The sequence below is a fragment of the Poseidonocella pacifica genome (assembly GCF_900111875.1).
Classification (GTDB): Bacteria; Pseudomonadota; Alphaproteobacteria; order Rhodobacterales; family Rhodobacteraceae; genus Poseidonocella; species Poseidonocella pacifica.
The window spans coordinates 292,424-318,539 of record NZ_FOJU01000005.1; the positions used below are offsets into that span (position 1 = coordinate 292,424).

At 58.7% G+C, this 26,116-nt stretch carries 21 protein-coding genes, 1 tRNA gene and 4 pseudogenes; 9 read left to right on the forward strand and 17 right to left on the reverse strand.

Annotation, left to right across the window (positions count from 1 at the left end; translation table 11 throughout):
- Positions 1 to 39: 39 nt before the first annotated feature.
- The gene (locus tag BM234_RS15180) at positions 40 to 612 is read right to left on the reverse strand and encodes an SH3 domain-containing protein (protein ID WP_092066489.1); all 573 of its coding nucleotides are present in this window, start codon (positions 610 to 612) and stop codon (positions 40 to 42) included.
- A 103-nt stretch (positions 613 to 715) separates the two neighbouring features.
- On the opposite strand from BM234_RS15180, the gene BM234_RS15185 reads away from it, so the two are divergent.
- Complete coding sequence (locus tag BM234_RS15185; RefSeq protein ID WP_092066491.1) at positions 716 to 1,702, forward strand: 2-hydroxyacid dehydrogenase; 987 nt, start codon at positions 716 to 718, stop codon at positions 1,700 to 1,702.
- A 152-nt stretch (positions 1,703 to 1,854) separates the two neighbouring features.
- Here BM234_RS15185 and BM234_RS15190 read toward each other — a convergent pair.
- Positions 1,855 to 1,928, reverse strand: a tRNA-Gly gene (locus BM234_RS15190).
- 216 nt (positions 1,929 to 2,144) lie between these two features.
- On the opposite strand from BM234_RS15190, the pseudogene BM234_RS17300 reads away from it, so the two are divergent.
- Positions 2,145 to 2,288 (forward strand): annotated as a pseudogene (locus BM234_RS17300) (IS5/IS1182 family transposase); the annotation flags it as partial.
- On the opposite strand, the gene BM234_RS15195 reads toward BM234_RS17300, so the two are convergent.
- Positions 2,245 to 2,790: a recombinase family protein gene (locus BM234_RS15195; protein WP_092066493.1), complete on the reverse strand. Its 546-nt coding sequence runs from the start codon at positions 2,788 to 2,790 to the stop codon at positions 2,245 to 2,247. The pseudogene BM234_RS17300 and the gene BM234_RS15195 overlap by 44 nt on opposite strands.
- 195 nt (positions 2,791 to 2,985) lie before the next feature.
- Between BM234_RS15195 and BM234_RS15200 the strand changes: the two genes are divergently transcribed.
- The 4 genes from BM234_RS15200 to BM234_RS15210 all read left to right on the forward strand — a co-directional run bounded on the left by BM234_RS15200 (position 2,986) and on the right by BM234_RS15210 (position 6,979).
- A complete protein-coding gene (locus BM234_RS15200) occupies positions 2,986 to 3,912 on the forward strand; it encodes a transposase (protein ID WP_092066495.1) in 927 nt (308 codons plus the stop codon).
- 340 nt (positions 3,913 to 4,252) lie between these two features.
- On the forward strand, positions 4,253 to 4,450 hold the full coding sequence (locus tag BM234_RS17305; protein WP_139226812.1) for a hypothetical protein: 198 nt from the start codon (positions 4,253 to 4,255) through the stop codon (positions 4,448 to 4,450).
- 179 nt (positions 4,451 to 4,629) lie between these two features.
- Positions 4,630 to 5,907 carry a pentapeptide repeat-containing protein gene (locus BM234_RS15205; protein WP_217645986.1) on the forward strand — a complete coding sequence of 426 codons (1,278 nt, stop codon included), beginning with the start codon at positions 4,630 to 4,632 and terminating at the stop codon, positions 5,905 to 5,907.
- A 145-nt stretch (positions 5,908 to 6,052) separates the two neighbouring features.
- A complete protein-coding gene (locus BM234_RS15210) occupies positions 6,053 to 6,979 on the forward strand; it encodes a transposase (RefSeq protein ID WP_092066499.1) in 927 nt (308 codons plus the stop codon).
- Positions 6,980 to 7,593: 614 nt separating this feature from the next.
- Here the strand turns inward: BM234_RS15210 and BM234_RS17310 are convergent.
- Positions 7,594 to 7,746 (reverse strand): annotated as a pseudogene (locus tag BM234_RS17310) (IS5/IS1182 family transposase); the annotation flags it as partial.
- A 150-nt stretch (positions 7,747 to 7,896) separates the two neighbouring features.
- On the opposite strand from BM234_RS17310, the gene BM234_RS15220 reads away from it, so the two are divergent.
- Positions 7,897 to 9,031, forward strand: a protein-coding gene (locus BM234_RS15220) for an IS3 family transposase (protein ID WP_245752697.1) whose coding sequence is annotated in 2 segments (ribosomal slippage) — positions 7,897 to 8,120 and positions 8,119 to 9,031 — 1,137 coding nt in all. Because the reading frame shifts where the segments join, the coding sequence is not laid out codon by codon here.
- 120 nt (positions 9,032 to 9,151) lie between these two features.
- Here BM234_RS15220 and BM234_RS15225 read toward each other — a convergent pair.
- Positions 9,152 to 10,372 (reverse strand): hypothetical protein, encoded by a 1,221-nt coding sequence (locus tag BM234_RS15225; protein ID WP_092066503.1) that lies wholly within the window; start codon positions 10,370 to 10,372, stop codon positions 9,152 to 9,154.
- A gap of 454 nt (positions 10,373 to 10,826) precedes the next feature.
- On the opposite strand from BM234_RS15225, the gene BM234_RS15230 reads away from it, so the two are divergent.
- Positions 10,827 to 12,014 carry a hypothetical protein gene (locus BM234_RS15230; protein WP_092066505.1) on the forward strand — a complete coding sequence of 396 codons (1,188 nt, stop codon included), beginning with the start codon at positions 10,827 to 10,829 and terminating at the stop codon, positions 12,012 to 12,014.
- Positions 12,015 to 12,108: 94 nt separating this feature from the next.
- Here the strand turns inward: BM234_RS15230 and BM234_RS15235 are convergent.
- The 8 genes and pseudogenes from BM234_RS15235 to BM234_RS15270 all read right to left on the reverse strand — a co-directional run.
- Positions 12,109 to 12,873 (reverse strand): annotated as a pseudogene (locus BM234_RS15235) (helix-turn-helix domain-containing protein); the annotation flags it as partial.
- Positions 12,874 to 13,153: 280 nt separating this feature from the next.
- Positions 13,154 to 13,801, reverse strand: coding sequence for a helix-turn-helix domain-containing protein (locus BM234_RS15240; RefSeq protein ID WP_092066509.1), 648 nt, complete (start codon positions 13,799 to 13,801; stop codon positions 13,154 to 13,156).
- On the reverse strand, positions 13,801 to 13,998 hold the full coding sequence (locus BM234_RS15245; protein ID WP_092066511.1) for a helix-turn-helix transcriptional regulator: 198 nt from the start codon (positions 13,996 to 13,998) through the stop codon (positions 13,801 to 13,803). Before BM234_RS15245 ends, BM234_RS15240 begins: the two co-directional genes overlap by 1 nt.
- A 166-nt stretch (positions 13,999 to 14,164) precedes the next feature.
- Entirely contained in the window at positions 14,165 to 15,223 is a 1,059-nt protein-coding gene (locus BM234_RS15250) for a hypothetical protein (protein ID WP_092066513.1), read from the reverse strand.
- Positions 15,216 to 16,307 (reverse strand): annotated as a pseudogene (locus BM234_RS15255) (tyrosine-type recombinase/integrase). The gene BM234_RS15250 and the pseudogene BM234_RS15255 overlap by 8 nt, the downstream one beginning before the upstream one ends.
- A 246-nt stretch (positions 16,308 to 16,553) precedes the next feature.
- Positions 16,554 to 17,627: a tricarballylate utilization 4Fe-4S protein TcuB gene (tcuB, locus tag BM234_RS15260; RefSeq protein WP_092066515.1), complete on the reverse strand. Its 1,074-nt coding sequence runs from the start codon at positions 17,625 to 17,627 to the stop codon at positions 16,554 to 16,556.
- A complete protein-coding gene (tcuA, locus tag BM234_RS15265; RefSeq protein WP_092066517.1) occupies positions 17,617 to 19,011 on the reverse strand; it encodes an FAD-dependent tricarballylate dehydrogenase TcuA in 1,395 nt (464 codons plus the stop codon). Before tcuA ends, tcuB begins: the two co-directional genes overlap by 11 nt.
- Positions 19,004 to 19,696: a GntR family transcriptional regulator gene (locus tag BM234_RS15270; RefSeq protein WP_092066711.1), complete on the reverse strand. Its 693-nt coding sequence runs from the start codon at positions 19,694 to 19,696 to the stop codon at positions 19,004 to 19,006. The genes tcuA and BM234_RS15270 overlap by 8 nt, the downstream gene beginning before the upstream one ends.
- 105 nt (positions 19,697 to 19,801) lie before the next feature.
- Here BM234_RS15270 and BM234_RS15275 point away from each other — a divergent pair, with 105 nt between their 5' ends.
- The gene (locus tag BM234_RS15275; protein ID WP_092066713.1) at positions 19,802 to 20,836 is read left to right on the forward strand and encodes an AbrB family transcriptional regulator; all 1,035 of its coding nucleotides are present in this window, start codon (positions 19,802 to 19,804) and stop codon (positions 20,834 to 20,836) included.
- Here BM234_RS15275 and BM234_RS15280 read toward each other — a convergent pair.
- From BM234_RS15280 to BM234_RS15295, 4 genes are all read right to left on the reverse strand, one after another.
- Positions 20,805 to 21,785, reverse strand: a complete 981-nt coding sequence (locus BM234_RS15280) for a D-2-hydroxyacid dehydrogenase family protein (RefSeq protein WP_092066519.1) — start codon at positions 21,783 to 21,785, stop codon at positions 20,805 to 20,807. The two genes, BM234_RS15275 and BM234_RS15280, sit on opposite strands and share 32 nt — an antisense overlap.
- Positions 21,782 to 22,870: a 4-oxalomesaconate tautomerase gene (locus tag BM234_RS15285; protein ID WP_092066521.1), complete on the reverse strand. Its 1,089-nt coding sequence runs from the start codon at positions 22,868 to 22,870 to the stop codon at positions 21,782 to 21,784. The genes BM234_RS15280 and BM234_RS15285 overlap by 4 nt, the downstream gene beginning before the upstream one ends.
- Positions 22,871 to 22,880: 10 nt before the next feature.
- The gene (locus BM234_RS15290; RefSeq protein ID WP_092066523.1) at positions 22,881 to 24,911 is read right to left on the reverse strand and encodes a tripartite tricarboxylate transporter permease; all 2,031 of its coding nucleotides are present in this window, start codon (positions 24,909 to 24,911) and stop codon (positions 22,881 to 22,883) included.
- 71 nt (positions 24,912 to 24,982) lie between these two features.
- The gene (locus tag BM234_RS15295) at positions 24,983 to 26,071 is read right to left on the reverse strand and encodes a type 2 periplasmic-binding domain-containing protein (RefSeq protein ID WP_092066525.1); all 1,089 of its coding nucleotides are present in this window, start codon (positions 26,069 to 26,071) and stop codon (positions 24,983 to 24,985) included.
- Positions 26,072 to 26,116: the final 45 nt, after the last annotated feature.

A 26,116-nucleotide genomic window follows, 5' to 3' on the forward strand; every position in this document is an offset into this window, starting at 1 on the left:
GGGGTTAGCAGGCCCGTCACTTTTGGTCGCGTGCCGCGCCTACTCGCGTACCTCCTCCGCATCCACGCCCCAAAGCCCGGTCTTGAGCGCCCATCCGCGATAGCCGCCAGCCCCGATACGGCACCAATCAATGTCACATCGACCAAGCTCCGCGATGACACCCGCTTCGAACTGCGCCGCAACGGCGGCCTCCTCGTCAGGGTTTACCCGCACATCGAGTGGATCGGCATCGACGATGACGTAGCGAACCCCGGACAACAGCGAGTAATGCACCCAGCCTCCCGCCCCGTCCCGGTCGCGGACGCGGCGCCAATGACCATATTCGGCCGTGATCTCTACGGGAAGGTTGCGGCGTTTGAACACCCAATCGATGCGGTGGGTCAGCGAAGGACCGCGCCGCACGTTGGCTTCGCTGGCCTTGATGGAGACAAAACGGGGCAGGGGCAAATTCGTGATCGGCCCACGGGTCGGCGGCGCGACCTCCTGCGGAACAGGCTCTTCCACGGCTTCGGGAGGGGTTTCGGGCACGGTTTCCTGCGCCCCGAGCGCCCCGCCCGTGGTCAGCAGGGCCAGAATCACGCCCGCCCGTATCGCGCTGATAACCGCCCTCATCACCGTTCCGCCTGTATCTGCCCGCAACCGGTTCTTGTGCCGCCTGCCGTCATGCGGCACCTTGCCAAAAGCGCAGGGTCTTGGAAAGACAGGGAGAGCCTCAATGCCGCCGGAACGCCTCAGTGTTGTTGTCACGCGACGTTTGCCCGAAGTGGTGGAAACGCGCATGACGGAGTTGTTCGACGTCAGCTTGCGCGACGACGATGTCCCGATGACCCGCAGCGCGCTCATCGAGGCGATGAAGACTTGCGATGTCCTCGTGCCGACGATCACGGATCAAATCGACGCGGCGATGATCTCGGGCGCTGGGGATCGGCTCAAGCTGATCGCCAATTACGGCTCTGGGGTTGATCATATCGACGTGGCGACGGCCCGGCAGCGGGGCATTCTGGTGTCCAACACGCCCGGCGTAGTGACCGAAGATACTGCCGACATGACGATGGCACTGATCCTCGCGGTCACACGGCGCATCCCCGAAGGGCTCGCGCTGATGCAGGGCGGCTCCTGGACGGGCTGGGCGCCCACAGCGCTCATGGGCGGGCGCGTCGGCGGTCGGCGGCTCGGGATCCTGGGTCTGGGGCGAATCGGTCAGGCCGTAGCCCGCCGTGCCAAGGCTTTCGGGATGCAGATCCATTATCACAACCGCCGCCGGCTTCGCCCCGAGATCGAAACCGAACTGGAGGCGACCTATTGGGAAAGTCTCGATCAGATGATCGCCCGCATGGATATTGTCAGCGTCAACTGCCCCCATACGCCCTCTACGTTCCACCTTTTGAATGCCCGGCGCCTTCGGCTCATGAAGCCGAGCGCGGTTGTGGTGAACACCTCTCGCGGGGAGGTCATCGACGAAAACGCTCTTGTGAGGCTGTTGCGCGATGGTGGCATCGCGGGTGCGGGGCTTGATGTGTTTGAACGCGGGGCGGAGATAAACCCCGGCCTGCGTGAATTGGGCAACGTGGTGCTGTTGCCGCATATGGGATCGGCCACGCGCGAAGGGCGCATCGAGATGGGGGAAAAGGTGTTGCTGAACATCAAGACTTTCGCCGATGGCCACCGTCCGCCCGATCAGGTCATTCCGGCAATGCTTTGATGAGATCTGGTGAATTGGAGCGGGCGACGGGAATCGAACCCGTATCATCAGCTTGGAAGGCTTGTGCTCAAAATAGGAACAACTTTTCCACTTCAAACACTTAAGTCGCGTCATCCGAAGATTTTGTCGGCGGTGTGTCGGGAATGAAATTCTGGAGCGGGCGACGGGAATCGAACCCGTATCATCAGCTTGGAAGGCTGAGGTCTTACCATTACACAACGCCCGCCCAGTAAACTAAGCATGTATTTCATGGTTCGAGTGAGGTCAAGTGACCCTTGGAGGTGCTCGGAAAACTTGGTCTAACATCGAGACTTCGCGTGACCGCTCTTGGTGACTCAGGTCAGCTATAAGCTTCACAGGGTGCTGAAAAACTCGGACCTCGGACCTCGACGCCCATTCCGGAACATGGTTCATCGCCATCAGGGTTTGGACGGAGGTGGCGATGCGCGTATCGGACGAGGTTGCAGGATCACTGTTCTGCTACGTCGATATCGAGGAACGGATTCTGACGCGGCATCCGCTGCGCACGATCCGGGCTGTCGTCAACGACGCACTGCGTTCGCTGGATGACGACTTTGATCGGCTCTAAGCAGGGGAAGGTCAAAGCGTCGGCCTTCCTCATCGCGCATATGGCGCACCTCGTCACGCTGAGCGACCGAGAGGGCAGGGGGGCTGCCTCCCACGCGACCGCGCTTCTTCGCGGACTCCTGTCCCTCCCTGGTGCGCTCAGAAATCCTCTCGCGCTCAAAATGAGCGATAGAGGCGAAGACATGGAAGATCAGACGGCCTGCGGGCGTCGTGGTGTCGATGTCCTCGGCCAGCGACCGAAACCCGCCGCCGCGCTCCTTGATGGCCTCTACGATGTCGAGAAGGTCACGCAGCGACCGTGCAAGGCGGTCGTACTTGGTGACGACGATCACGTCGCCCTGGCGAATCTGATCGAGGAGCTGGTCGAGCTGCGGGCGCTTCCTGGTCGAGCCGCTGATCTTGTCCGCGAAGATGCGCTCCGCTCCTGCGACTGTCAGGGCGTCGGTCTGTGCATCGAGGATGCTGGTGTCTGTGGGGACGCGGGCATAGCCAAAGATCATGATTCATGCTGCCATAAACGTCCCAAAACTCAAAAGGTTTTGTCAGAGGGTTTTGTCCCGCTCAAGCCATTGGTTCTGCGTGAGGCAAGGGAGAGGGACAAAACCGACATGGTGTGATTGCGGCGACCGTTCTCCGGTGGCGAACGAGGTCCGGTATGTTGGCCTCATGGATAAAAGCCGTGAGGAGAACGACCTATGGAACACTATGCCGGCTTGGATGTGTCGCTGAAAGAGATTTCGATTTGTGTCGTCGATGGGGATGGAAAGACCGTCGCGCGTGGTGCCTGTCCTGCTGATCCCGAAGGCATGGCAGGCTGGTTTCGCAACCGGTCGCTAAACCCTCTTCGGATTGTGCACGAGAGTGGGATGCTCTCGATCTGGCTACAGCGCGGTCTTGCACGGCTCGGCCTGCCCGCCACCTGCATCGATGCGCGCAAGGCGCACAAAGCCCTCTCTGCGCGGCTCAACAAATCCGATGCCGCCGATGCAGAAGGGCTGGCGCAGCTCGCCCGCACCGGCTGGTTCACGCCGGTCCATATCCGCATGACAGGCATCAGTCAGGGGCGACAGCGGCAGGCGTTCCGTGACCAACTGGCTGCGGCAGGTGAGGCGAACCCGGTGCTGCGTGTCATTGCCGATGGGTTCATTGTCGCCCATGACACCCTGTGTCAAGCGGCAGACGACCTAGACAAAGCCGTGAAGAGAAAAGCCAAAGAGCACCCCGTGGCACGCCGCCTGATGAGTATTCCCGGCGTCGGCCCGGTCAACGCGCTCAGCTTCATCGCTTTGGTCGACAATCCAAACCGCTTCAGCCGGACCTCGGACGTAGGAGCTTTCCTCGGGTTGACGCCCCGACGCCACCAGTCTGGGGAGGTGGACTGGTCTGGGCGTGTGTCGAAATGCGGCGACGGTGCGATGCGCGGTCTGCTGTTCGAGGCGGCGTCTTGCGTGATCCGTCAGGTGAAACGCTTCTCGCCTCTGAAAAGCTGGGCTGTACGATTGGCCGGGCGGCGCGGAATCCGCAAGGCCGCCGTCGCAACCGCGCGCAAGATCGCCGTGCTGATGTTGACCCTCTGGAAGAGCAAGATCTCATATCAATGGACAAAGGAGGCCACCGCCTGATCTGAGTTCCCGCCAGGAGCGGCGGGAAGCGAAGTCCCGACGGGACGGAGGTTGATCGATCTCGTAAAAACGGTTGGGATGCAGGCTCGCCTGCTCACCCCGCAAACGACATTGGAGACGATCCACCACCGAACACCATCATGAGGCGCATCCGCGACCTCGGAGAGAACCATGACCCCGGACGGACAACCCGCTCACCCGCTTGACAAAGCCGCAATCAGAGAACCGTTTTTGCCGATGTGGTTTTGGCATGGGGTTTCTGTCAGTAGGTGATAGCGGTTATCTTCGCCAACCTCCCTATGTTAGTCTGTAGGAGTCGCTGAGAGAGGCCTAGGACGCTATGGGTGGAATCATTCTTGAAAAATGGAAACATATCATAGCCCTATGCGGCGTGATTGTAGCTGCCGTAGGTATCTATCTCTCTTATTCTGCTGGCGAAGACGACCAAAAGCTATTTGCACCTGAAGTAATCGACCAAAGTGAAGGAAGCGGAAACTCCGTGGTTATCGGAAATAGTAATAAAGTTGATCGGCAATGAGGCTGTGGAACCAATCACTTTTTACTCTGGCATTTCTAATGGTTGCTGTCTGGGCGCACGCACAAAGCATTGATCAAGGTGGTTCTCGATGTTCCAGCGTAGTAATAGGGTCGGAGAATACTGTTACACTGCACTGTAGCTCTCTTGATGACGAGACTCGCCAACAGCTTGAAGAGCTTGTGGCTAGCACCGTCAACATAAGAGCCTCATCAGAAGAACTGACTCTTGCTGTTGCCAACCAATTATTACCCAGATTGCGAGAAATCAAACGATCCATAAAAACGCTGCAGTTATCAAGTACAGACAATGCCCAACTCCTAGAACTCGTCCGAACAGGCCAAGTCGACCTAGCAAACCAAGTTCTTGAATCAATGCTTCAAACACGAAATGAGATCAGCGGGCTGCGGGATATGATTGATCGTAGAACCACATTGGATCGCTTCAATACTGCGTTGGAAAGCCGCGATGGTGCGGCACGAAACTACGGCGAACTGTTCTCCACGATGAACTACTGGGGCGAAGCTTTCACCGGACGCGATTTCGCTTCCCTAAATTTTACAGGTCAAGATCTGTCAGGAAACGATTTCACCCAAGCAAATCTGGAATTTTCAAAAGGAGCGGAAGCTAATTTTTCCGATGCAATTCTGACGCGATCGGCATTCGAAGTGGCTGATTTTTCCAACGCTATCTTCCGTAACACGACGCTACAGGATGTAACTGCCCGTTTGGCATGGTTTAACGGTTCGGATTTCTTTCGCGCCAATCTGCAAGGGTCTTCGATTCTTTTCTCAGACCTGCGAGGCGCTGACTTCAGCGAAGCGGATTTAAACAACGTAACCTTAGCTTTTTCCGACCTTCGGGGTGCCAAGTTCGATGGCGCCAATATGTCCGGCGCTACCCTGTTGGGCTCCAACGTCGAAGGTGCAACATTTGCTGGCACGATATTGTCCAAGACGGATGTAATGGGCGTTCTTGGCCTAGCGAGCGAGGTGACATCCCACGAGGGTTTATGCGAATCGAGAGCGCGTCTTGATGAGCGAGTGTTGACAGGCGCTGATGCTCAAGAAGGACTCGGGCAAGCATGGGATGATCTGGAACTCTACTTCTTTGAAGTCTGGGAAGCTCCTGATCTTCAATCGCGTTGGAAGCGCGATCTCTATTTTAGCAAGTTCCTGACCTTGTTCGGTTTCCACCCAGGAAAGTACCCTGACTGCGGCTTTCTCGGTGGCTTCGCCGACGGCTACGCTCCAAGTATCAGGCTCGGATACAATATAAATTTGGCCGCTGATCTGCTTGAAAAGCCACAGTTCGAAGCTGAGTTCATGAGAGCTCGAAGCGAGATACTCGGTGAGTTGGTGCGATTTCGCGTGCCTGCACGAGTGTGGGAGCAAAACAAGGCCTGTGGCAATCGCTCGCTACTCACGCGCAATGAGTGTAGGGGATATGGGTTATACTAGCCAAAATCTCTGGACTTGCCGCCAAAACTCAACCGTTTCTGTCACCGGCAAAACCGACATGGTGTGATTGCGGCGACCGTTCTCCGGTGGCGAACGAGGTCCGGTATGTTGGCCTCATGGATAAAAGCCGTGAGGAGAACGACCTATGGAACACTATGCCGGCTTGGATGTGTCGCTGAAAGAGATTTCGATTTGTGTCGTCGATGGGGATGGAAAGACCGTCGCGCGTGGTGCCTGTCCTGCTGATCCCGAAGGCGTGGCAGGCTGGTTTCGCAACCGGTCGCTAAACCCTCTTCGGATTGTGCACGAGAGTGGGATGCTCTCGATCTGGCTACAGCGCGGTCTTGCACGGCTCGGCCTGCCCGCCACCTGCATCGATGCGCGCAAGGCGCACAAAGCCCTCTCTGCGCGGCTCAACAAATCCGATGCCGCCGATGCAGAAGGGCTGGCGCAGCTCGCCCGCACCGGCTGGTTCACGCCGGTCCATATCCGCATGACAGGCATCAGTCAGGGGCGACAGCGGCAGGCGTTCCGTGACCAACTGGCTGCGGCAGGTGAGGCGAACCCGGTGCTGCGTGTCATTGCCGATGGGTTCATTGTCGCCCATGACACCCTGTGTCAAGCGGCAGACGACCTAGACAAAGCCGTGAAGAGAAAAGCCAAAGAGCACCCCGTGGCACGCCGCCTGATGAGTATTCCCGGCGTCGGCCCGGTCAACGCGCTCAGCTTCATCGCTTTGGTCGACAATCCAAACCGCTTCAGCCGGACCTCGGACGTAGGAGCTTTCCTCGGGTTGACGCCCCGACGCCACCAGTCTGGGGAGGTGGACTGGTCTGGGCGTGTGTCGAAATGCGGCGACGGTGCGATGCGCGGTCTGCTGTTCGAGGCGGCGTCTTGCGTGATCCGTCAGGTGAAACGCTTCTCGCCTCTGAAAAGCTGGGCTGTACGATTGGCCGGGCGGCGCGGAATCCGCAAGGCCGCCGTCGCAACCGCGCGCAAGATCGCCGTGCTGATGTTGACCCTCTGGAAGAGCAAGATCTCATATCAATGGACAAAGGAGGCCACCGCCTGATCTGAGTTCCCGCCAGGAGCGGCGGGAAGCGAAGTCCCGACGGGACGGAGGTTGATCGATCTCGTAAAACGGTTGGGATGCAGGCTCGCCTGCTCACCCCGCAAACGACATTGGAGACGATCCACCACCGAACACCATCATGAGGCGCATCCGCGACCTCGGAGAGAACCATGACCCCGGACGGACAACCCGCTCACCCGCTTGACAAAGCCGCAATCAGAGAACCGTTTAAGATAGCCGCTTTCTAGGTTTAGACAGGCGATTGAAATGACCTATCTTTTAGAATTACTCCAAAAATGCGTCGATTTAGTCGGTAAAACTGTTTTTGGCAGCACGGAAATTACCAAGTCGGCGGTGGATATACGAACACTATTGTGTTTCGTTCTGTTTGCTGTGTTTTTATACTCTAGCTTAGGAATGGTTGGATTCTTAGAATCAGAATTTATTGAATTTTGCGTGTGGGTTGTCGCAAGCACACCTCTTGCACTAGTTTTTGTCGCGCGCCATCAAAGATTAAAAAACATAAAGTAAAATCATGGAGACACAGTATGGGTTTGATCGGCATTGTTGCAGAACTCACGCGTGAGGCATGACTTCCCCTTACCCCGCTGGCGTTATGCTACGCGAATGATCTCGGCAGTGCCGAGGGCATTGAAGCGGTTCATTAATGCAATGCGGACGTGGATCTCGGCGGTTTGGCGGTCGGGGTCTCTCGCGGCGATGCGTTCACCGAATGCCTCGAGACATCGCATCTTGGCCTCGACCCGGTGACCTTCCCCCCGGTATCCGGGCCATTGCGAACTGGAATTTTCCACCTTTGATTGGACGAAGGAGGAAGACCCATGAAGCGGAAGCGTTTCACAGAGTTGGAATGGGACCGTGGCCCCAGCGGGGCCGCGTAAGCCCATGTAAACGAGATCATCGGCGTGCTGAAGGAGAGCGAGGCTGGCGCGAAGACGGACGACATCTGTCGGCGTCACGGCTTAAGCTCAGCGACGTTCTATAGCTGGCGCAAGAAGTACGGCGGTATGGAAGCTGGCGATGCCAAGCGTCTGAGAGCCTTGGAAGCGGAAAACGCCAAGCTGAAGCGGATCGTCGCGGACCAGATGCTCGACATGTCCGCGATGAAGGATCTGCTGCAAAAACATTGGTAAGCCCATGGCGAAGCGACGAGCTGTGGGCTTTCTGATGGCCGAGCGTGGGTTCAGCGAGCGGCGCGCCTGCCGGATCGTTGACCTGGCGCGGTCGGTGCAGCAATACCGACCGCAGCCGAAAGGCGACGAGGCCGCAATCAAACGCATGAAGGAGCTGGCCTCTGACAACCGGCGCTATGGCTATCTGCGCCTGCACGCGATGCTGCGTCGGGAAGGTCTCGTCGTGAACCACAAGCGTACGTACCGGCTTTACACCGAGCATGGCTTGCAGGTTCGCACCAAGAAGCGCCGTAAGCTGCCCAGGCGGGATCGCGTCGCGCCTCAGGTGCCCGACAAGCCTATGCAAAGATGGTCATTGGACTTTGTCAGCGACCAGTTGGCTGACTGCCGCCGGTTTCGTGTGTTAAACATCGTGGACGATCACAGCCGGTTCTGTCCCGGCCAGATCGTCGATGTGTCGATCCCCGGGGCTCGCGTTGCTCGGTTCCTCGATGACCTGGCTTTGCGCGTTGGGCTGCCCGAAGAGATCATCCTCGACAACGGGCCCGAGGGCACCAGCAAGGCGATGTTCGACTGGTCCGAGCGGACCGGCGTGTGCCTGCGGTTTATCGAGCCAGGCAAGCCGGTGCAGAACGCCTTCGTGGAGAGTTTCAGCGGCAAGTTCCGGGACGAGTGCCTGAACTTGCATTGGTTCCGATCACTACGCCATGCGCGCGAGGAAATCGAACGATGGCGCAGCCACTACAACACCAAGCGCCCACATTCGGCGCTCGGATACCTATCCCCTATGGAGTCCCTGATGAAAACCACCGCGCCAGCGCTTGAGACTCTTGCGGTCTCGACGCTGCTGCTCAACACTCAAACCCAACCGGAAGATTCCAGATCAAACCGGTCCTAACCGCGGGGGAAGGTCACACGCACTTAGGCATTCCTTTCCAGCGGCGGCCCAGACCCTCAGAACCAAGGCGTGCCGATGCGGTGTATTCTTTTGATGGCTATGGCGTTTAGGTCTCAGTCTTCAGATGACCCTTAGCAGAAATTGAAAGCACGGCGTCGGTTGCTGAAGAGCGCGTTCCAGTCGGGAGAATAGATGTCCGTCAAATGCCTCTAGCAGCGTTGAAGACTTTGAATGCTTGTGCAAAACGGTGGCTGCTTGCGCGACCCGGAACAATTCCTGCGGGTCCAGAATTTGCAGGCAAGCGCCGTGCTCACGTGCAAAGTTCAGCAAGAAGCTTCCGCCAAATTCATCGCTATGTTCCAATAACGTGAGGTCTGGAACGAGCACGATCGCGTGGGCCGGTTTGGTGCGTTCTACCTGAACGAGCTCGCCGTTTTTCCGCGTGACAGAATGGCCTTCGCGTATGGCCGCAAGCCCACCGGCCAGTTGCCGGACGGCCTTTCGCAGATGACCCTCCACGTCCTTAGTAAGCTTGTCTCGAGGGGGGACGCGTTTCCGCGCAAAGATGGAAGTGGATTTCGACTCAACTAGAACCGCACCGTGCTCGTGCGGAAGCAAGAGATCGCAGAGCTCTCGTCTACCGTTTTCCAGATCGATCTGTGGGCTATGGACGACGCCACCAGTTGGTTTGAGCTGATCTGTTAGCCAGACGGCCAGCTGCTCTTGTTGCCCCCCCTCATCGGTCTCAGCAAACGAGATCAAACTCGGTTCAACGGAATTGGTATAGTAAATCTCATTTCCCGGCGTCCAGTCGCCTAGGAAGTGCAACTGCATGAGTGCAGCAGTTGGGCCGGGGTCGTTGGTTTCCATGCCGACCATGATAGGCCTCACCTCATCTCGTGGCAGATCGGTGTCACGAGAGCAGGCCCGGATACCGCTCTGCGCCCAATTCGATAACTGTTCAGGATCAATCGATAGTTTGACCTGAAACCAAGCGGTGGAAATTACTGCTTCATTGAATAGAAAAACTTCGAGTATTTCGTCCGGTTGTGTGAGCGCTGAAAGCGTATCCAGCTCGTCTTGTTCCGCCACAGCAGACCATACGAGCATTGGATGGGCAGGATCGTCATAAATACGGACACCATAGACGAGGTGACTTTCCCAAGTGGGTGCGATGAATAAGTCGAAGCGTCTGCTCGTGAGTAGATACTTCTGGCTCAAACTCGGTACTTTGATCAGGAGCGTTGGCTCAAGCCCGCCTTCGCCGTGCGCCAGCGTCAGTCGAACGAGTGAAGGCCGAGAATGAAATTCGCGCCTATTATCTTCCGACAGCAGATGCATGCGCTGAGCTCCAGTGACAAGGGCTCTAGTTGAAACTCGTTTTTGGAGGCTGGCAACCCTGCATTGACAGCCGCACAGAGCGCGGCGATGATCATGCGGCCGACATATGATCGGTTTATCTAGGCATGCCCGCTAAGGCCGTTACCGGCAGCGGGACATTTCTGTCGCCGCAAGGCGCTAGCAGAAGGCCGGGTCGGGCTACTTCGAGAGCATCGATCCCCATATTGAAATGTTATTGACGGTCTATTTTCCGTTCACAGATTTTCGCTCGCTCCGATACCCGGATCATTCCCGAGTACCGCGCCCAAGCTTGCCTCTCTCGCATGCAGACTATGGATCCCATCTTCGTGGCATTGGTGTTGTCCAAGGGAGAAAGAGGGCGGGGCTCGACGGTTGGGCAGGCGAAGAGGTGCTCGCAGTTGGCCTATCTTCATTCCGACTGAGCTTGCCACCAATGGATCGACATGGGCTTGGCCGCGTTCGGCTTGTTCGCAAAGCATGCTATTTCGACGGATTGCTGAATGGCAGGTTCGAAGTACTGATTTCGACGGAGAACGATCCCAAGACCTATGCCGCAGCTGAGCGTTTCGTCGGCGACATGCTCTCGGCGACACTGCACGTTCGGGACGGCAGCGGAGAAACATTCTATTCTGGTGCACTTGTCCGGGGAACGCGGGCGGTCCCGTTGATTTGGTCGCGCGCTCTAACTCTACACGGTTCCGAGTTGCACAGTGACGCCGTGATGGCACGTAGGTGTCTTTGCGTGATCGAAAGCGATAGTCCGATTAAGTCGGCCAGGACCGCGACTTTGCCATTTAAGGGGCCAGGTGACGATTGGGCGAGCGATTTCAACGTCTACGTGCAGGTAGATCGGGTTACCGCGGTAAATCAGAGCGTTGAGCTCTGCACTTTCACTACCCATGCGACAACTTGGAACCAAGGACGATACTCCGCATCATGGAGCGCGACACGCTATTTGCGAACATATACCTTCAGAATGCTGCAGGATATCGAGGCAATGTCCCAGCTGCTCCTTCATGAAGACATCGACTTGGAAGACGATCGGGTCCAGTTGATCTTCAACGCCTACACGCGGCATGTCCTGAGGTCCCATCTCAAACTCTCACAGAAATCTGCCGAGTATCTCGTTGAAATGGGGTATGCTGCCTTTGAGAGTTTGCACCCGGGAGAACTGGAAACGCTACGTGTTCGCATCGTCACGTCATCCGTTCGGCCGCAAGTTGCAAAGAAATTGCTCAATATGTTGGACGAAGTTCGCAACGCGAAGACCATCGTAAACGTCGAAAGGCAGGAGATAATCATGGGCGACAAATTCGAAGGCAATACAATCTCGGGTACTGGCAACGTCATTGGCTGCGGAAATGTTGTTTCCGTCCATCAGCAAGGAAAAGAGTTGGCTGTGTCTCTCGCCGCCGTGGCAAAATTGATGCGGGAGAAGACTGAGTACGATGACGCGGAAACTCAGGCCACACTCGCTGAAACTGCGGCGGAGAAGCTCAAAGACGGTGATGAGAAAACGGCGACAACTTTGCTCGGAACGATGGCAAGTTGGTCGCTGGATCTCATCAAGACCGCTGGCACCGCGGCCCTCACTGCTTTTGTCAAGGCTAAGTTCGGCTGATACGCGAATAACTGATTTAGATCTTTCATGCCATCACTAGAACCTGAACTGGTTCAAGTCAGTCATTAGGCTCTGGTTCGTTTGCGTGATTGATGGTCTTGTCTGTGAACTCATCGGCGGCCTTGATCACGACACAGTCGGGGGCAGTGATCAGATCGGCTTCTTTCAGAAACCGATAAGCGGATGATTCAGATATGAAATACCGCTTCTCGTCAGTATATTTGACCGCCGACTCCCGTGTCGTGAGGGCTTCATGTTCCAGCGCGAACTCGATCAGTTCATCCCGCCTGGCCTGCGGAATACGGTTCCAGACCGACTTTGGCCAGGACGAGATTTCTGTCAGGGCATCAAAGCCAACCTCGACGTAGCGATCATACCAGCGGTAGAATGTGGGGCGCGGAACACCCAGCATGTCCAGGGTCTGCTTGGTGGACAGGGGCGATGCCTCGACAGTGTGAATGATCTCCAGCTTCTCGGTTGCGGGATATCTCATTCCTCGAACTCCCCAGCCCCTGCCATGCTTTTTTTGAGCAATCGGTTTTCGAGGGTAAGGTCTGCGACGCATTCCTTCAGGGCCACGGTCTCTGAACGAAAATCCTTCACCCCGGGCGATGTCTCCTGACGCGCCGCGTCGCCCGACAGTCAACGCTTGCCCGCTTCCAGGAATTCCTTCGACCAATTGTAATACAGGCTCTCGGAAATCCCCTCGCGGCGGCGCCGCGATGCTCTCCTCGCCACGCAGGCCCGCCAGAACAATGCGGATTTTCTCCTCAGCCGAATAGGTCTGACGGGTCTTGCGGCGGATGTTCTTGACCGGCTTGACAGCTGAGGCTTTCGACGTTCCGGATTTCTTGTCCATCTTCACTCCATGAAGGTTACGATGAACCGGTAATTCTCCGTTGTTCAAATCCTCAAATCTGTCCCAAAGGTGCTGACGTCAGACACTCTGAGGGGGGCTTTTTTCTCCAAATTGTGACGCGCAAAAACTTAGGTATCAGCACCGGTCAACCGCAGAAGCATGAGATTTTGGGATACCCCCCCGGGGGGGGGGGGGGGCAGGGGAGGGCCACTGATGCTTTCCCCGAACGCGAGAGGGTCAGAGCGACATGCTCATGGCAATTCATCCCGTTTGTTGACCTCTAGGATGCCTTGCGGATTGCCTGCTCAAAGAATGCGTTGTAGCGAGCTATGTGCTCTGGGCCTTCCTTCGGGTATCTTTCCGGCAAGTGGTAGCCATTGCGACTTCTCAGCAATTCAAGAACCTCAGAGCATTTGAAGTCTATGTAGGCTTCGATCCAATTCCGCCAGCGCTGGATCACCTCTACCTCGTTGTCCGAGACAAAGATGCATTTGGTAGGGCTACCAGTCTGGCCACTTTTTTCTTGGTTATTCTCTAGGTTCTTATAGGGAGCGACATTTCTGTCATGTTCGAACGACTTTGCTGTCACCTTTTTCAGATTAGTCGTGTCGTCCTTACTGTCGTGTTCGCCCGCGTGAGGGTACCGCAACAGGATCACCCTGCGACGCCCAAGCGTTTTCATGGTTGTGATCCAACCCTGCTGCTTCAGCGAGAGTACGTGGCGTTGGATTGTGCGCACATCCACCGCTAGCGCTTGAGCAAGCGTCTTGTTTGATGGCCAGCAAGCGCCGTCATGCTTGCGGGCATACTGGTCGCAAAGAAAGCACGCGAGACACTTGGCACCGGGCGTCAGGTGCTGACTATGATGAACTTTCTTCTTCCAGACAAAGCGTTCTGTCCTCCAGTCGATTTGCACTTGGTCGAGCATCACTGCACCTCCGTGGAAACGCAGTTGGCATCAATCCAGGCCTCGACGTCTTTCGCCCGGTAGCGCACGAGGCGGCCGATCCGAACAAAGCTGGGACCATCGCCGCGCAATGCGGCCGTTTCCAGAAAGCGCCGCCCGATCCCGTAAACATCCGCGACTTCTGTTCTGCTCATCAGGCGCTTGTGGTCGTCCGTCATCGCGCTCTCCTTCTTCTTACGCCATTCAACTGCACCGAATGTCGTCCAAGAACGGGCTTTTTTCTTTGGAGAAAAACTGGAGAGATCTGGAGAATAACCACAGCTTTATCAGCCCGATAGACCTGAACCTTGCGCAGGGTTCTGTAATTGATACGCTTTTGATCAGCTATCCGTTGCTTGGATACATTTCGCGGTAGCGTTTTCGCAATCGAGTCAGTGTCGATTCTTCCGTCCCTTCGCCGGCGACATCCTCACTACGACGCTCAACCAACTGTCGAGCGGCATCTCGGACCGACTTGGCCCACCCGTTTGCCATAAGCTCGTGCATTTCTTCGATGGCTGGCAGATCGGCTTCTTTGAATCCGGTACCTTTAGGTCTGCCGCCTGAGCGCCCCGCTCGTTTGCGTGCCTCCTTTTTCTCGTCGAGACAGAACTCCGGAATGTCGCTCGTCGGCAGGAAGACCAGAGCTTCAGGATCGAAGGCCAGAGGTCTCGGCGGAAAGATCAGCTGATCGAGTTCGTCGTCATGATATCCAAACCCTCTCGCATAGCTCGCGCGCGGAATACGGTAGTTGCTTAGCTGATCAAATCCTTTGCCCGGAAGCAGCAAAACCTGATTGTTTGTCGAGGTTGTGCGGAATGCCAGCCACATCCCGGCTCTGTGGGTCTCTTCGATCTGACGGAAATAGATTTCGACGGCTCTTCGCCGAGCCGCATGATATGGCCTCAAAACGGCGTTGATGAAGTCGTCTGTCAGCAGTTCACGATCTGGAATGGGCAAATCCGGTATCAGGAGAGCCCCCCGCTTTCGTGCAGTTTCACAGCTGGCGGATTGATCATATGTCGGACCGAGTGCAACTGAGTCCACCTGTTTGCTCGCGAAACGATACAGCTCCAGACAGACATCGCTGTGGGACGCATTCAGTCCGGCGATGATGTGGTCATTGTCAACTTGCCGGCAGAAAGCACTGAGCCCGGATATCCAGTTGAGTGGTTGTCCTTTGAGTTCCCAGACAAGAACGCCATCTGGGGCCAATGCCTTCAACAGCTTTGCCACCTTGGCAGGGTCCAGCCGGGGCGCAGTCAGCGTCTGCTTGTCATACTCTGCAAGAATGCTCTTGTACGCACCCCCGAAGGGAGCTCTTTGATCTTCAGCGACCCCCAAATCTGCCCAAAGCTGCCGGAACACGTCGTTGGGTTCCGCGCTCTCGTTTTCGTCACTCACCGTTTCCCACCTTGCCTAGTCGCGCGCTCAACTCATCGCACACAGTTTGCATCGCAGGCCTCAGGGCATCCAGAGAAGGTTTTGCGTAGCGTTGCCCGGTGATCGACAGCGGCGTGTGATTGAGGAGACGGCCGACAATTTCTTCTAGCAGACCTGCCTCAATGGCGACCGTGGCATAGGTTCGACGATGCGCATGCGGCGGCCATGCCATCCGCTCTGGTGACGTCAGGTAGCCTGACGGGCTCTTCGGAGATGGAAAGACCCACTGACGGCTCAGCCCCCGCATTGGCGCCAAGATTTCGTGATGGACCTGCACAATCGGGAGATCAAAGCTCCGCCCGTTCTTGGTCATCGGAAGATGGATATGGTCCTCGTGAACGTCGGACCATTCCAGGGCGAAAGCTTCGGACTTCCGCAAACCGGTGAAGAGGATGAACTCGTAGAAGACTTGGTGAATGGGATTAAAGATACCGTCCACCTCCCGTTTCCAGGCGGCAAAGTCTTCGATGATCCGCCCGTCTGGCTTTTCGTCAAACCACTCAATGGCCACGGTCGGGCTTTCGGGAAGGTCGTAGGTTCGGCGCGCGTGGTTCCAGACCGACCGAAAGTACTTCAGCGTGTGGTTTGCTGCCGAGGGTACTTTTGCCATGGACCGGTGACGCGCTGCAACCATGGATTTCGATATCTCGTCCAATGGAAGGCCCATCCAGTCCTTCAGATGCCTGTCGAATTGCTGTCGTAGACCTATTCGATGGGCGTCTGACCGAAGCTAGGGTCTAGCCAGGTAGGACACCATGGCGTTTGCTAGGGTAGGGGCCCCGATCTGGATCGTCTTCCCCGAGCCACGCCCCCATTCAACTGCCAGACCGAGTGCGGTCTGACGTGCCGCTTGAGCGGAGATGATGGGGAACCACCTTATGAGCTCGCGACGCGTATAGCCGCCCACATCCTTCTGGAAGTACCAAGTCTTGGAGCGCTTCCCGACGAAGAGGACGAAGCCTTTGATCTCCGGGTCCCAGAACTTTTGGGTGCCGTTTTTTGCAGGTGGAAGTTTGCGTGCGAAGGTCTCAGTGAGCTTTGGCATTTTGTCGGGAACGGCATGATAAATCACGGAACTCAGCGTGGCTGCATGCGAGTAAGAATTGATTGAAATGAAAAACTTAGCAAGAGTGCGATACGTGATGACACTCAGAACACTTCCTTGGAAGGCTGAGGTCTTACCATTACACAACGCCCGCTCGGTGATTACGGGTGTTATTTCACGGCGCTCCGAGGGTCAAGAGAGGGATCGTAGGCCAAGCGGAAATCTGTGAGATCCAAGGGCCGGGGTCTAGACCTGCCCTCCATCCCGCGCCGCCGCTTCGCGGGTCAGCGCAGTCATGCGGTAAAAACCATGCGCCATCTTGGAATAGGGCGTGAGCACGAAGAAGGTCAGCACCGCCCCGAGGTGCAACGGCAGCAGCCAACCCACGTGTCCAGTGCCGGTCGCGGCATAGAGCAGCAGCCCGCTCGACCCGACCGTGAAAAGCAGCAGGACAAAGGCCATTTCCCCGCCCCAGGCGGCAGGGGCGCTCAAGTCGCGATCCGCCCGCGTCTTGAGCCATGCCAGCCCGGCGGTCCCGATACTCAGCAAGATCCCTCCCGGCACACCCAGCAGTTTGGGCAGTGAGAAGAGGCCATACGGCGCTTCCATCCCAAAAACATAGTGCAGGATTGTGCCGCTGGCGGTTGAGGCGAAGCATAGCAGGAAGCCGTAGAGCACAGCCTGATGCAGGTGACGCCGCGCATGGGTGAAGCGACCCTCGTCCTCGAAGTTGCAGCCATCCCCATGCCCGCCTTCGAGGTTCCTCATCCGGCCTGCGGAGCGTGTGGCAGCCAGCAGGTCGCGCAATCTCAACGGGCCACCACCAACCTCCCGCCAATAGCTGCGTAGCGATGCGGCAAGCGCAAGGAGGGGCAAGACGAAGGCCGGGGCAAAGATCGCGACCATCATACCGTGCGACATGACGGCATAGAAGCCTTCGCCCTCCTCTGGGCGGAGTCCTCTTGCGAGCGAAAAGAGCAAGGCGAACCCCACGACCAATCCCACAGCGATGAGCAGTCCGCTGCGGTCAAAGACCCCTGCGAACCCGTTGGGCCATGCGTGCCGCTTCCAACTCTCCTGTCGCACTTCGGCGAGGGCGCGGGGCAGGTTCAGGTCGAACTCATGCGGGGCCGTGTATTGGCAGGCATAGTAGCAGCCCCGGCAATTGTGACAGAGGTTCGCAAGCTGTGTGAGATCGCCGTCAGAGAAAGCCCGCTCACGGTGCAGGGCGGGGAAAACGGCGCAGTAGCCCTCGCAGTAGCGGCAAGCGTTACAGATCTCCGCTTGGCGGCGGGCTTCTCCGAGAAAATCAGTTTGCATGTGATGCGGCCTCCTTGCCGGCAATGCGCCCAAAGACGGTGCCGATGGTCATGCCAAAGCCAGCGAGATAGCCTTGGCCGAGGATCGAACCCGCCATCGTTTCACCCGCAGCCCAAAGGTTTTGCATGGGCGTCCCGCCGATGGAGCATTGCGCACGCTCGTTGATCTTCAGGCCGAGGTAGGTGAACGTGACACCGGTCCGCAGGCTGTAGCCATAGAAGGGCGGTTCGGTGATGGGCCGTGCCCAGTTCGTCTTGGGGGGCGTCAGCCCGGTGGTGGCAACACCATCCAGTTCGGTCGGATGAAAGGCGGATGTATCGCCGCATGCTGCGTTGAAGTCGTCCACAGTCGTGCGAAGTTTCGCGGGCGGGAGTCCCATTTTCTGTGCGAGTTCCTCAATGGATTGGGCCGCGATGGGCGGGAAGACCGAAGGCATGAATAGCTCGAGCGACTTGGCGTCGATGATGACGTAGCCAACCTGATCGGGCTCTTCGGCAACAAGCCGCCCCCAGATCGCATAGCGTTTCGGCCAGACGTCTTCGCCCTCGTCATAGAACCGCTCGGCGTTCTTGTTGACCACGATGGAAAAGGGCACGCAGTCGAGGCGCGTAACGATCCCCCCGTCAAACTTCGGCGCGCGTCCGTCGATCGCAACGGCGTGGCATTGAGTCGGATCGCCGACCTGATCGACGCCCTGTTCCAGAAGGTCCGCCAGTACGACACCGCGGTTATAGGGCGTCCCCCGGATCAGAAAGTTTTTCGCGGCTGGACCCCAGGCACGCGCAAGCCAGTCGGTATCGGCCTGAAACCCGCCCGCCGCGACGACGACGGAGCGCGGGGCCACGGCTTTGTCCTGCCCGTCATGGCTATACGCGACACGCGTGACCTGCCGATCCTCCAGGGTGAGGTGCGTAACGTTGGCCTCATAGAGGACGCGGACGCCAAGCCGTTGTGCCGTTCGGTAATAGGCATTCACGAGGCTTTTGCCGCCGCCAAGAAAGAATGCATTGGTCCGTGCGAGCGACAGGGTGCCGGAGAGGGAGGGTTGAAACCTGACACCATGCGCTTCCATCCACGGCAGGCATTCCTCGGAGGTGCGGATTGCGAGCCGGGCGAGGCGATCATCCGTCCGGCCCCCCGTCACCTTCATGAGATCGGCGAGATATTCCTCTTCGGTGTAGTCTTCTATGAGCGGCCCGAGCGGCCCGTGATGCATGCACCTGAAGTTGCGGGTATGGCGGGAGTTTCCGCCGCGATAGGCCTTTGGCGCGGCCTCGAGGATCAAAACGCTTGCCCCTGCTTCGGCGGCAGTGATGGCCGCGCAGAGCGCAGCGTTTCCGCCGCCGATCACCAGCACATCGCAGGTTTCGGGTGCATCATTCATGATCAATCTCCCCGAGGTCGCCTGCTGCCTTGCGTTCGCGCAGCGCGCGGATGCGCAGGCGTTGTGAGGCTTCGATATGTTCGCGCATCGCCGTTTCGGCGGCCGCCCCATCGCGGGCGCGCAAGGCTTCGATGATGCGGCGATGTTCCGTATCTGCGGCATGCGCGCGGTCGTGGTCCGACAACGTGGTGGGCCCAAGGATCATCAGGGCCTTTTGCAAAGACAGCATCGATTTGGAGAGAAACCGGTTCTTGGCCGCATCCAGCAAGGTGGCGTGAAAGATGCGGTTCAACCGGGTCGCCTCTGGGGTCGCCCCGGCTTCTGTCAGGCGGTCATTGAGAGCGGCCAGCTCGTCAATCTCCACATCCGACCCCGCACGCGCCGCGAGCCGGGCCGCTGTCCCTTCCAGTACGGCGCGCATCTCATACAGTTCCATGACTTCGGCGTAGCCAAGACTTCTGACCGTCGCACCCTGACGGGGGACATGGCTCACGAGGCCGTCGGCCTCCAACTGACGGATCGCTTCGCGCACCGGTGTCCTGCTGACGCCGAGCCGCTCGGCAAGGTCCGTTTCCCTCAAGCGGTCGCCGGGTTGGAGCGCGCCCTCGCGTATATCTTCAAGCAGTCGCGCATAGGCTGAATTGCCCTGCGGAAGAGTTAGCTGAAGATCGTCGATGTCGGCCATGTCGGTTTCCATTGCATTTTGTATCCATTTGGATACTGATGGATACAACACGAGTCAACTCTACAGGAGCAAGCATTGCACCCGGCGCTCAAAAATCCCTCCCCCATGGGGCGGCGTGCCCTCACTTTCGGCACGGCGGCGGTCGGCACGGGGGTCTTCTGGCTGCTGCATTTACCCTTGCCGTTTCTTTTTGGCCCGATGACCGCCTGCTTGATCGCGGCGCTGGCGCATCTGCCAATGAAGGGTTTTGGGTTCATATCTGTCGCTGCGCGTACGATATTGGGCGTGGCGGTCGGGGCTTCGATCACGCCAGAGCTTTTCTCCGAACTGCCCAAGATGGCGGGTTCGGTGGCGTTGGTTCCGCTTTTCATCCTCGTGATCGGATGCGTCGGGGTGCCGTTCTTTCGCATCGTCTGGGGCTTCGATGCCCCGACGGCCTATTACGCGGCGATGCCGGGCGGGCTGCAGGATATGGTGATCTTCGGGACCGAGGCAGGAGGCAATCCGCGGACCCTCTCCTTGATCCATGCGACGCGGGTGCTTCTGATCGTGACCTTGGCCCCTGCCTTCCTTACGCTTGTGTACGGTGCCGGTCTGACCAATCCGATTGGCGCACCAGCGAGTGAAATTCCGCTGCGCGAACTGGCCTTGATGGCCGTTGCCGCATTCGTTGGATGGAAGGGGGGCGAGCGGATCGGGCTTTTCGGCGCGTCCATCCTCGGGCCGATGATTGTCACCGCCGCCTTGTCGCTTGCCGGGTTCATCCATGCCCGCCCCCCTCGGGAGGCTATTCTCGCGGCGCAGTTCTTCATCGGCTGCGGGATCGGGGTACAGTTTCTGGGCGTGACCTTGGCCGAACTGCGCCGCGTCGTGATCGCAGGTGTCGCCTATGTGTTGCTCTTGGCGATACTGGCGGCGGGATTCACGCTGGTTGTGACCCGGTTGGAGCTGGGCCACCCGGTCGAGGCGTTTCTGGCCTTCGCGCCGGGGGGGCAGGCGGAGATGACCGTCCTTGCAATTGTCACGGGGGCGGACCTCGGGTTCGTCATCACGCATCACCTGACGAGGATCGTGCTCGTGATCATGGGGGCGCCCATCGTGGCCGCGCTTATCCGGCGTTGGGCCAAACCTCAGGGTTGATCATGTGCAGCGGCGTGCCTGCAGCATAGGCCGCGATCTGTTCGAAGATATCCGCGAACTGCACTTCGAATTCATCTTCGGTCACGAACCCGATATGCGGGGTGCAGATGAGATTGGGGTGTGCCAAAAGGGGATCGGATGCGTCGGTCATCGGTTCGGTGTCAAAAACGTCGACTGCTGCCATGCCCGGACGACCCGCGTTCAGCCCCTGCAACAGCGCACCCGGCGCGATGAGACCCGCCCGTGACGTATTCACGAGAAGTGATCCCGGTTGCATCTGGTCCAGATCGTACTGAGTGATCAGGCCTCGGGTTTCTGGCTTGAGGCGGACATGCAGCGAGACGATATCGCTTTGGGAAAAGAACGCGGCGCGGCTGTTGGCTACCGTGGCGCCCTCAGCCGATGCCCGGGCGCGACCCTCCTCGGAGCCCCACCAAACAACCGACATTCCAAAGGCGTCCGCGAGCTTGGCGACTTCCCTGCCGATCCGGCCATAGCCATAGAGGCCGAGCACACGTCCGCGCAGGGTTCGCCCGACACCGATCTGCCACTGACCCGCCTTGGCTGCTGCTATCTGTTGGGGGATCTGGCGCATGGCCGACAGCATGAGGCCGATCGTCAATTCTGCTGCCGCGTGGTTCGGCCCGTTGCCACCGCTCCGCGAACAGAGCAGCACGCCATGCTCGGTGCAGGCGGCCACGTCCACATGGGGATAGACGCCGCGCTGTGAGATTAGCCTGAGGTTTGGAAGCTGGCTTAACAAGGTGCGGGTTACCTTGGTGCGCTCGCGAAAGAGCACCAGCGCTTCGGCCTCCCTGAGGCGATCTGCCAAGACCAGCTCATCCTCCACATGATCCGTCCAGACGGTGGTGTCGTACCCGTCGAGCAGGCGAAAGCACGGGAGGTACGAGAGCGTGTCGAACCAGTCGTCGAGAATGTGTACCTTCACGCCCCGCTCCAGATGCGGCGCGGCACATAGACTTGCCCGTCGGCCAACTTGCGCGCGGTGCGGAGCAGCCCGGCAGAGTTGAGCGCAAACCCATCCGCCGCGTCGAAATCCACCAGAACCTCGATCGTGCCCGAGGGATGCTCCAACACAATATTGGCCGGACTTTGATCCGGACGTTGGAGCAGGTCATCAGCGATAGTGCCGGGGGTCAGCGCGCAGGAGGCCATGCATTGCGATCCGGTGACCGCCATGCTCGGGTGTGTATTCCACGGCATGAAGTACCGCGTGCAGATGGTTCCGCCGTCCTGCGCCGGGGCAAAGATACCAAATTTGGGTGTGACGGACTGGCTGACGTCGCCCATCCCCATCAACGCGCCCGCCTTGATCCGTACCGCCTCCATGCGCTCGAAGAACTGCGGATTGTCATCAAGCTCAGCCGCGCTTTCGTATCCTGACAGGCCGAAATCCGATGCGCGGGCCAAGACCATGGGCATTGCCACATCCATGCAGGTAACGTCGATGCCGTCGATTTCATCGCGCAAAGCACCGGTGGGGAGGAATTTCCCCGTGGAGGAGCCGACAACACCCATGAAGTTGAGCGCGATGGGCGCGGCCGTGCCGGGCACGCCGGCGATAGCGGCCTCCCCGTCGTAGCTCAGCGTGCCGCCCGGTGTCTGGATCCGGGCCAGAACGCGCGCGCCGGTATTGACCGCGCGGATCTTGATTTCCGTCTCCTCGCCCGTCGGGGTGACGAGGCCCATCTCTATTGCGGCGGGGCCCACGCCCGAGAGGATATTCCCGCAAGTCGGTTTGAAATCGACCAGCCTGTCCTCGACGGAGACCTGCGCAAAGAAATAGTCCACGTCGGCCCAGTCGTCCTCAGAAGCCGAGAGCATCGCAACCTTTGTGGTCACCGCGGCCCCACCGCCAATCCCGTCGATGTTGAGCGGATGGCCGGAACCGATGGCCGCAAGCAGAACCTCGGCCAGCGTTTCGCGATCCTGCGGAAGATCGGCGCGGTTGAAGTAGGGACCGCGCGAGGTTCCGCCGCGCATGAAGATAAAGGGGATCGCCGTCTGGGTCATCACGCGCTCCTTAGTTCAATGGCCATGGCAGATTGGTCACATCCTGCAGCAGGCCGGGCGGGAAATCGCGGTTCAACGCGCCTGCCATGAGGCACATGAAAGCGATGCCGCAGGCGGTCAGGATCAGCGTCTTGGCCCATCCGGCCCGCGCGCGGAGACGGAGAAAGCTGAGCAGGAAGGCCAGCAGTGCAAGGATGAACCCCACGAAGAATGTCCCGAGGATCAAACCGCCGAACCATGCGAGCGTCGACCAGAGACCGTAGGGCGCCTCGGCGTCTTCGCCCGAGACTTCCTTGTCGGCAAAGATCACGTTCCCTTCGGGGCGGAGCATCATCTGGACCAGCATGATCGCACAGCAGAACAATGCGATACCACCCACAACGAGCGGAACGATCTTGTCCGTCAGGTTGTAGTCGGGGATCATGTGCGCATTGACCAGCGCCGTGACCAGATAGGCCATGATGATCAGAAGGAACACAACCGGCGCACGCTTGGAGCCGGACTGAACATCGCCTTCGGCCATGATCGACTTGGCTTGCCGAATGCCGAGCACCACAGAGACCACGGTCACGATGAGAAGGATGATCACGATGGGCGAGAAGATATAGTCCATCCCCTCCTCAAAGCTTTTGCGGAAGCGGAAGGAAGCGATCTGAAACGCTTGGTTGGAGAATTTCTCAACCGGGTTGGACAGGACGAACCCGATGAGGAAGGCCGGGCGTGACCAGTCGAAGCGCCGCAGGAAGATGCCGATCAGACCAATCGCCAGCAGGGCCAGCAGGTCTTCGAAGTTTTGTCCGGATTGAAACGCCGCAAAGCTGATCAACATGAACAGGAATGGCGCGAGATAGGTGAAGCGGATCGTCGTGAGCCGCGCGATGCCGCCAGACGCCGCGATGCACAACAAGGTGCCCACGACATTGGCCAGCGCCAGCAGCCAGACGATGGAATAGGTGATGTCGAGATTGTCACGCAGCATCGAGGGGCCGACTTCGATATCGCCGGACCCGAGCAGGGCAATCGCCCCGATAAAGATCGCCATCGAGCCGGAGCCGGGGATCCCGAAGAGGAGGGTGGGAACGAGCCCGCCGCCTTCTTTTGCGTTATTCGAGCTTTCCGGCCCGATCACGCCGCGGATTTCACCCTTGCCGAAATTCGACTTGTCCTTGGTGGTCTGCACCGCATGACCATAGGCGATCCAATCGACGACCGAGCCGCCAAGGCCGGGAATGATCCCGACCAGCACACCGATCAAGGAGCAGCGCACCGACAACCATTTGTTCTCCATCCAGTCACGCACACCGTCCATCCAGCCCGCGCCAAGCGACGCGTCCTTTGCTATGGAGCGATCCTGCCGCAACAGCGACACGATTTCGGGTACCGCAAAAACGCCAAGCCCCACGATAACCAGCTGGAGGCCATCGGTCAGATAAGGAATGTCATAGGTCGCCATCCGCAGTGAACCGCCGGCGTCGGCCTCCCCGATCGTTCCGATCATGAGCCCCAGTCCCGCCGCAGCGAGCCCCTTGAGGGCGACCCGCCCCGCAAGCACCGCCACCATCGACAGGCCGAGTATGGTGATCATGAGCATTTCGGGCAGCCCGAAGGCCAGCACGATGGGCCGTGCCACGAGGATGAACAGGGTCAGGAAGAGCGCCCCGACCAAACCGCCAAAGAGCGACGAAGTGAAGGCCGCGGCAAGCGCACGTGCGGCCTGACCCTTCTTGGCAAGAGGAAAACCGTCGAGCACCGTGGCCTGAGAGGCGGAAGAACCGGGTATGCCCATCAGGACGGATGCAAAGGTGTCGGAGGTGGGTACGACCGCCACCATCCCGATCATCAGGGCAAGGCCCATGACCGGGTCCATGCCGAACATGAACGGAAGTAGCAGAGAGAGGCCGGCGATGCCCCCCAAGCCGGGAAAGACCCCAACGGCCAATCCCATGACGACGCCCAGCACCAGATAGCCGAGCACGGCAGGTTGCAAGATCAGGGCCCATGCGTCACCGAGTGCGGGCAGGGCGGTTGCGAGCGCATCCATCGCTGCGGCCTCCTCATGTTGGAATCAGAAGGCGGCCCCCAGACGAACATCCAGAGGCCGCGGGCTGCGCTTTAGTTGAGCGACACGCCATAGGCTTCTTGAAGCCAGTTCTGCACGAAGGCCTTTGCCTCTGCGGAGACGGTCGTTCCCGCAACGGTGGCCTTGGCCGCGCCTTCGCCTACGAAGACGGGATACTTGCCGACCTGCAACGCCGCGAGGGTCGCGAAATCGTCCCGCTTGCGGACCGCGTCAAAAGCGTCCGAATAGGCTTGTTTGACGTCATCCGGCGTACCGGCGGGAAGGAAGGCGATTTTCTGCACCGGGAAGCCGGCGACGAAGAAGGCTTTCCAAGCGTCCCATTGCTCGCCCGACGTCTCACACCCGTCCGTCGCTTCACAGACTTCCTTGAAGGAGGCAATTTCGGGGAAGGTCGGATCGCGGACGATGTTGCCCTCTTCGTCAAGCGCGCCCCAGGTCATCATGGGAACCGCAGTGCCGCTTGCGACCAGATCGGCCGATGCGCCCAAGTAGCCCGACGATGTCTGATAATCGATCGTCGCCTCGCCGCGCTCAAACATAAGGCGGCCATCCCCGCGGCCCTTGATGCCAAAGACCGGCTCTACGTTCATGCCCAGCATTTCCCAAGCCAGAAGCGGCACGAGGTCGAGACGCGTGGCACCCTGCGAGCCATAGATGAAATCGATATCCTTCAGCGCATTCGCCGAACCGTCGAACTTGGCCCCATCTTCGGCATTGAGATAGGCAACACCGCCTGTGCCCGATGCCATCACGGGGATCCAGTCGCTGTACTCATACCGCACGCGCGGATCATCAAGCAGATAGGGGAACTGGGTGGAGCCGGAGGTGCCGAACAGCACGGTTCCGTCCTCGTGGACCTGTTCCTGAAACCAGTTTGCGCCCTTGGTCGATCCGGCGCCGGGCATGAATTTCACGACGACGGTCGGGTTGCCCGGCAGCTCTTCGGAGAGCAATGGCGCAAAGAAGTTGGCCCACTTCGCCGATCCGCCGGTTTCCGAGAAGGGGATGACCCACTCGATCGTCTCGCCGGAAAAATCGACTTCGGCGATGGCGGGGGCAGCCATGCCCGCAGCGACGAGCGCGGCGGCGGCAACGGTGGATGTAAGCTTCGAATTGTTCATTGGTGTCCTCCCAGACGGCTATTATTTGCCTGTCCGAGCCAAAGG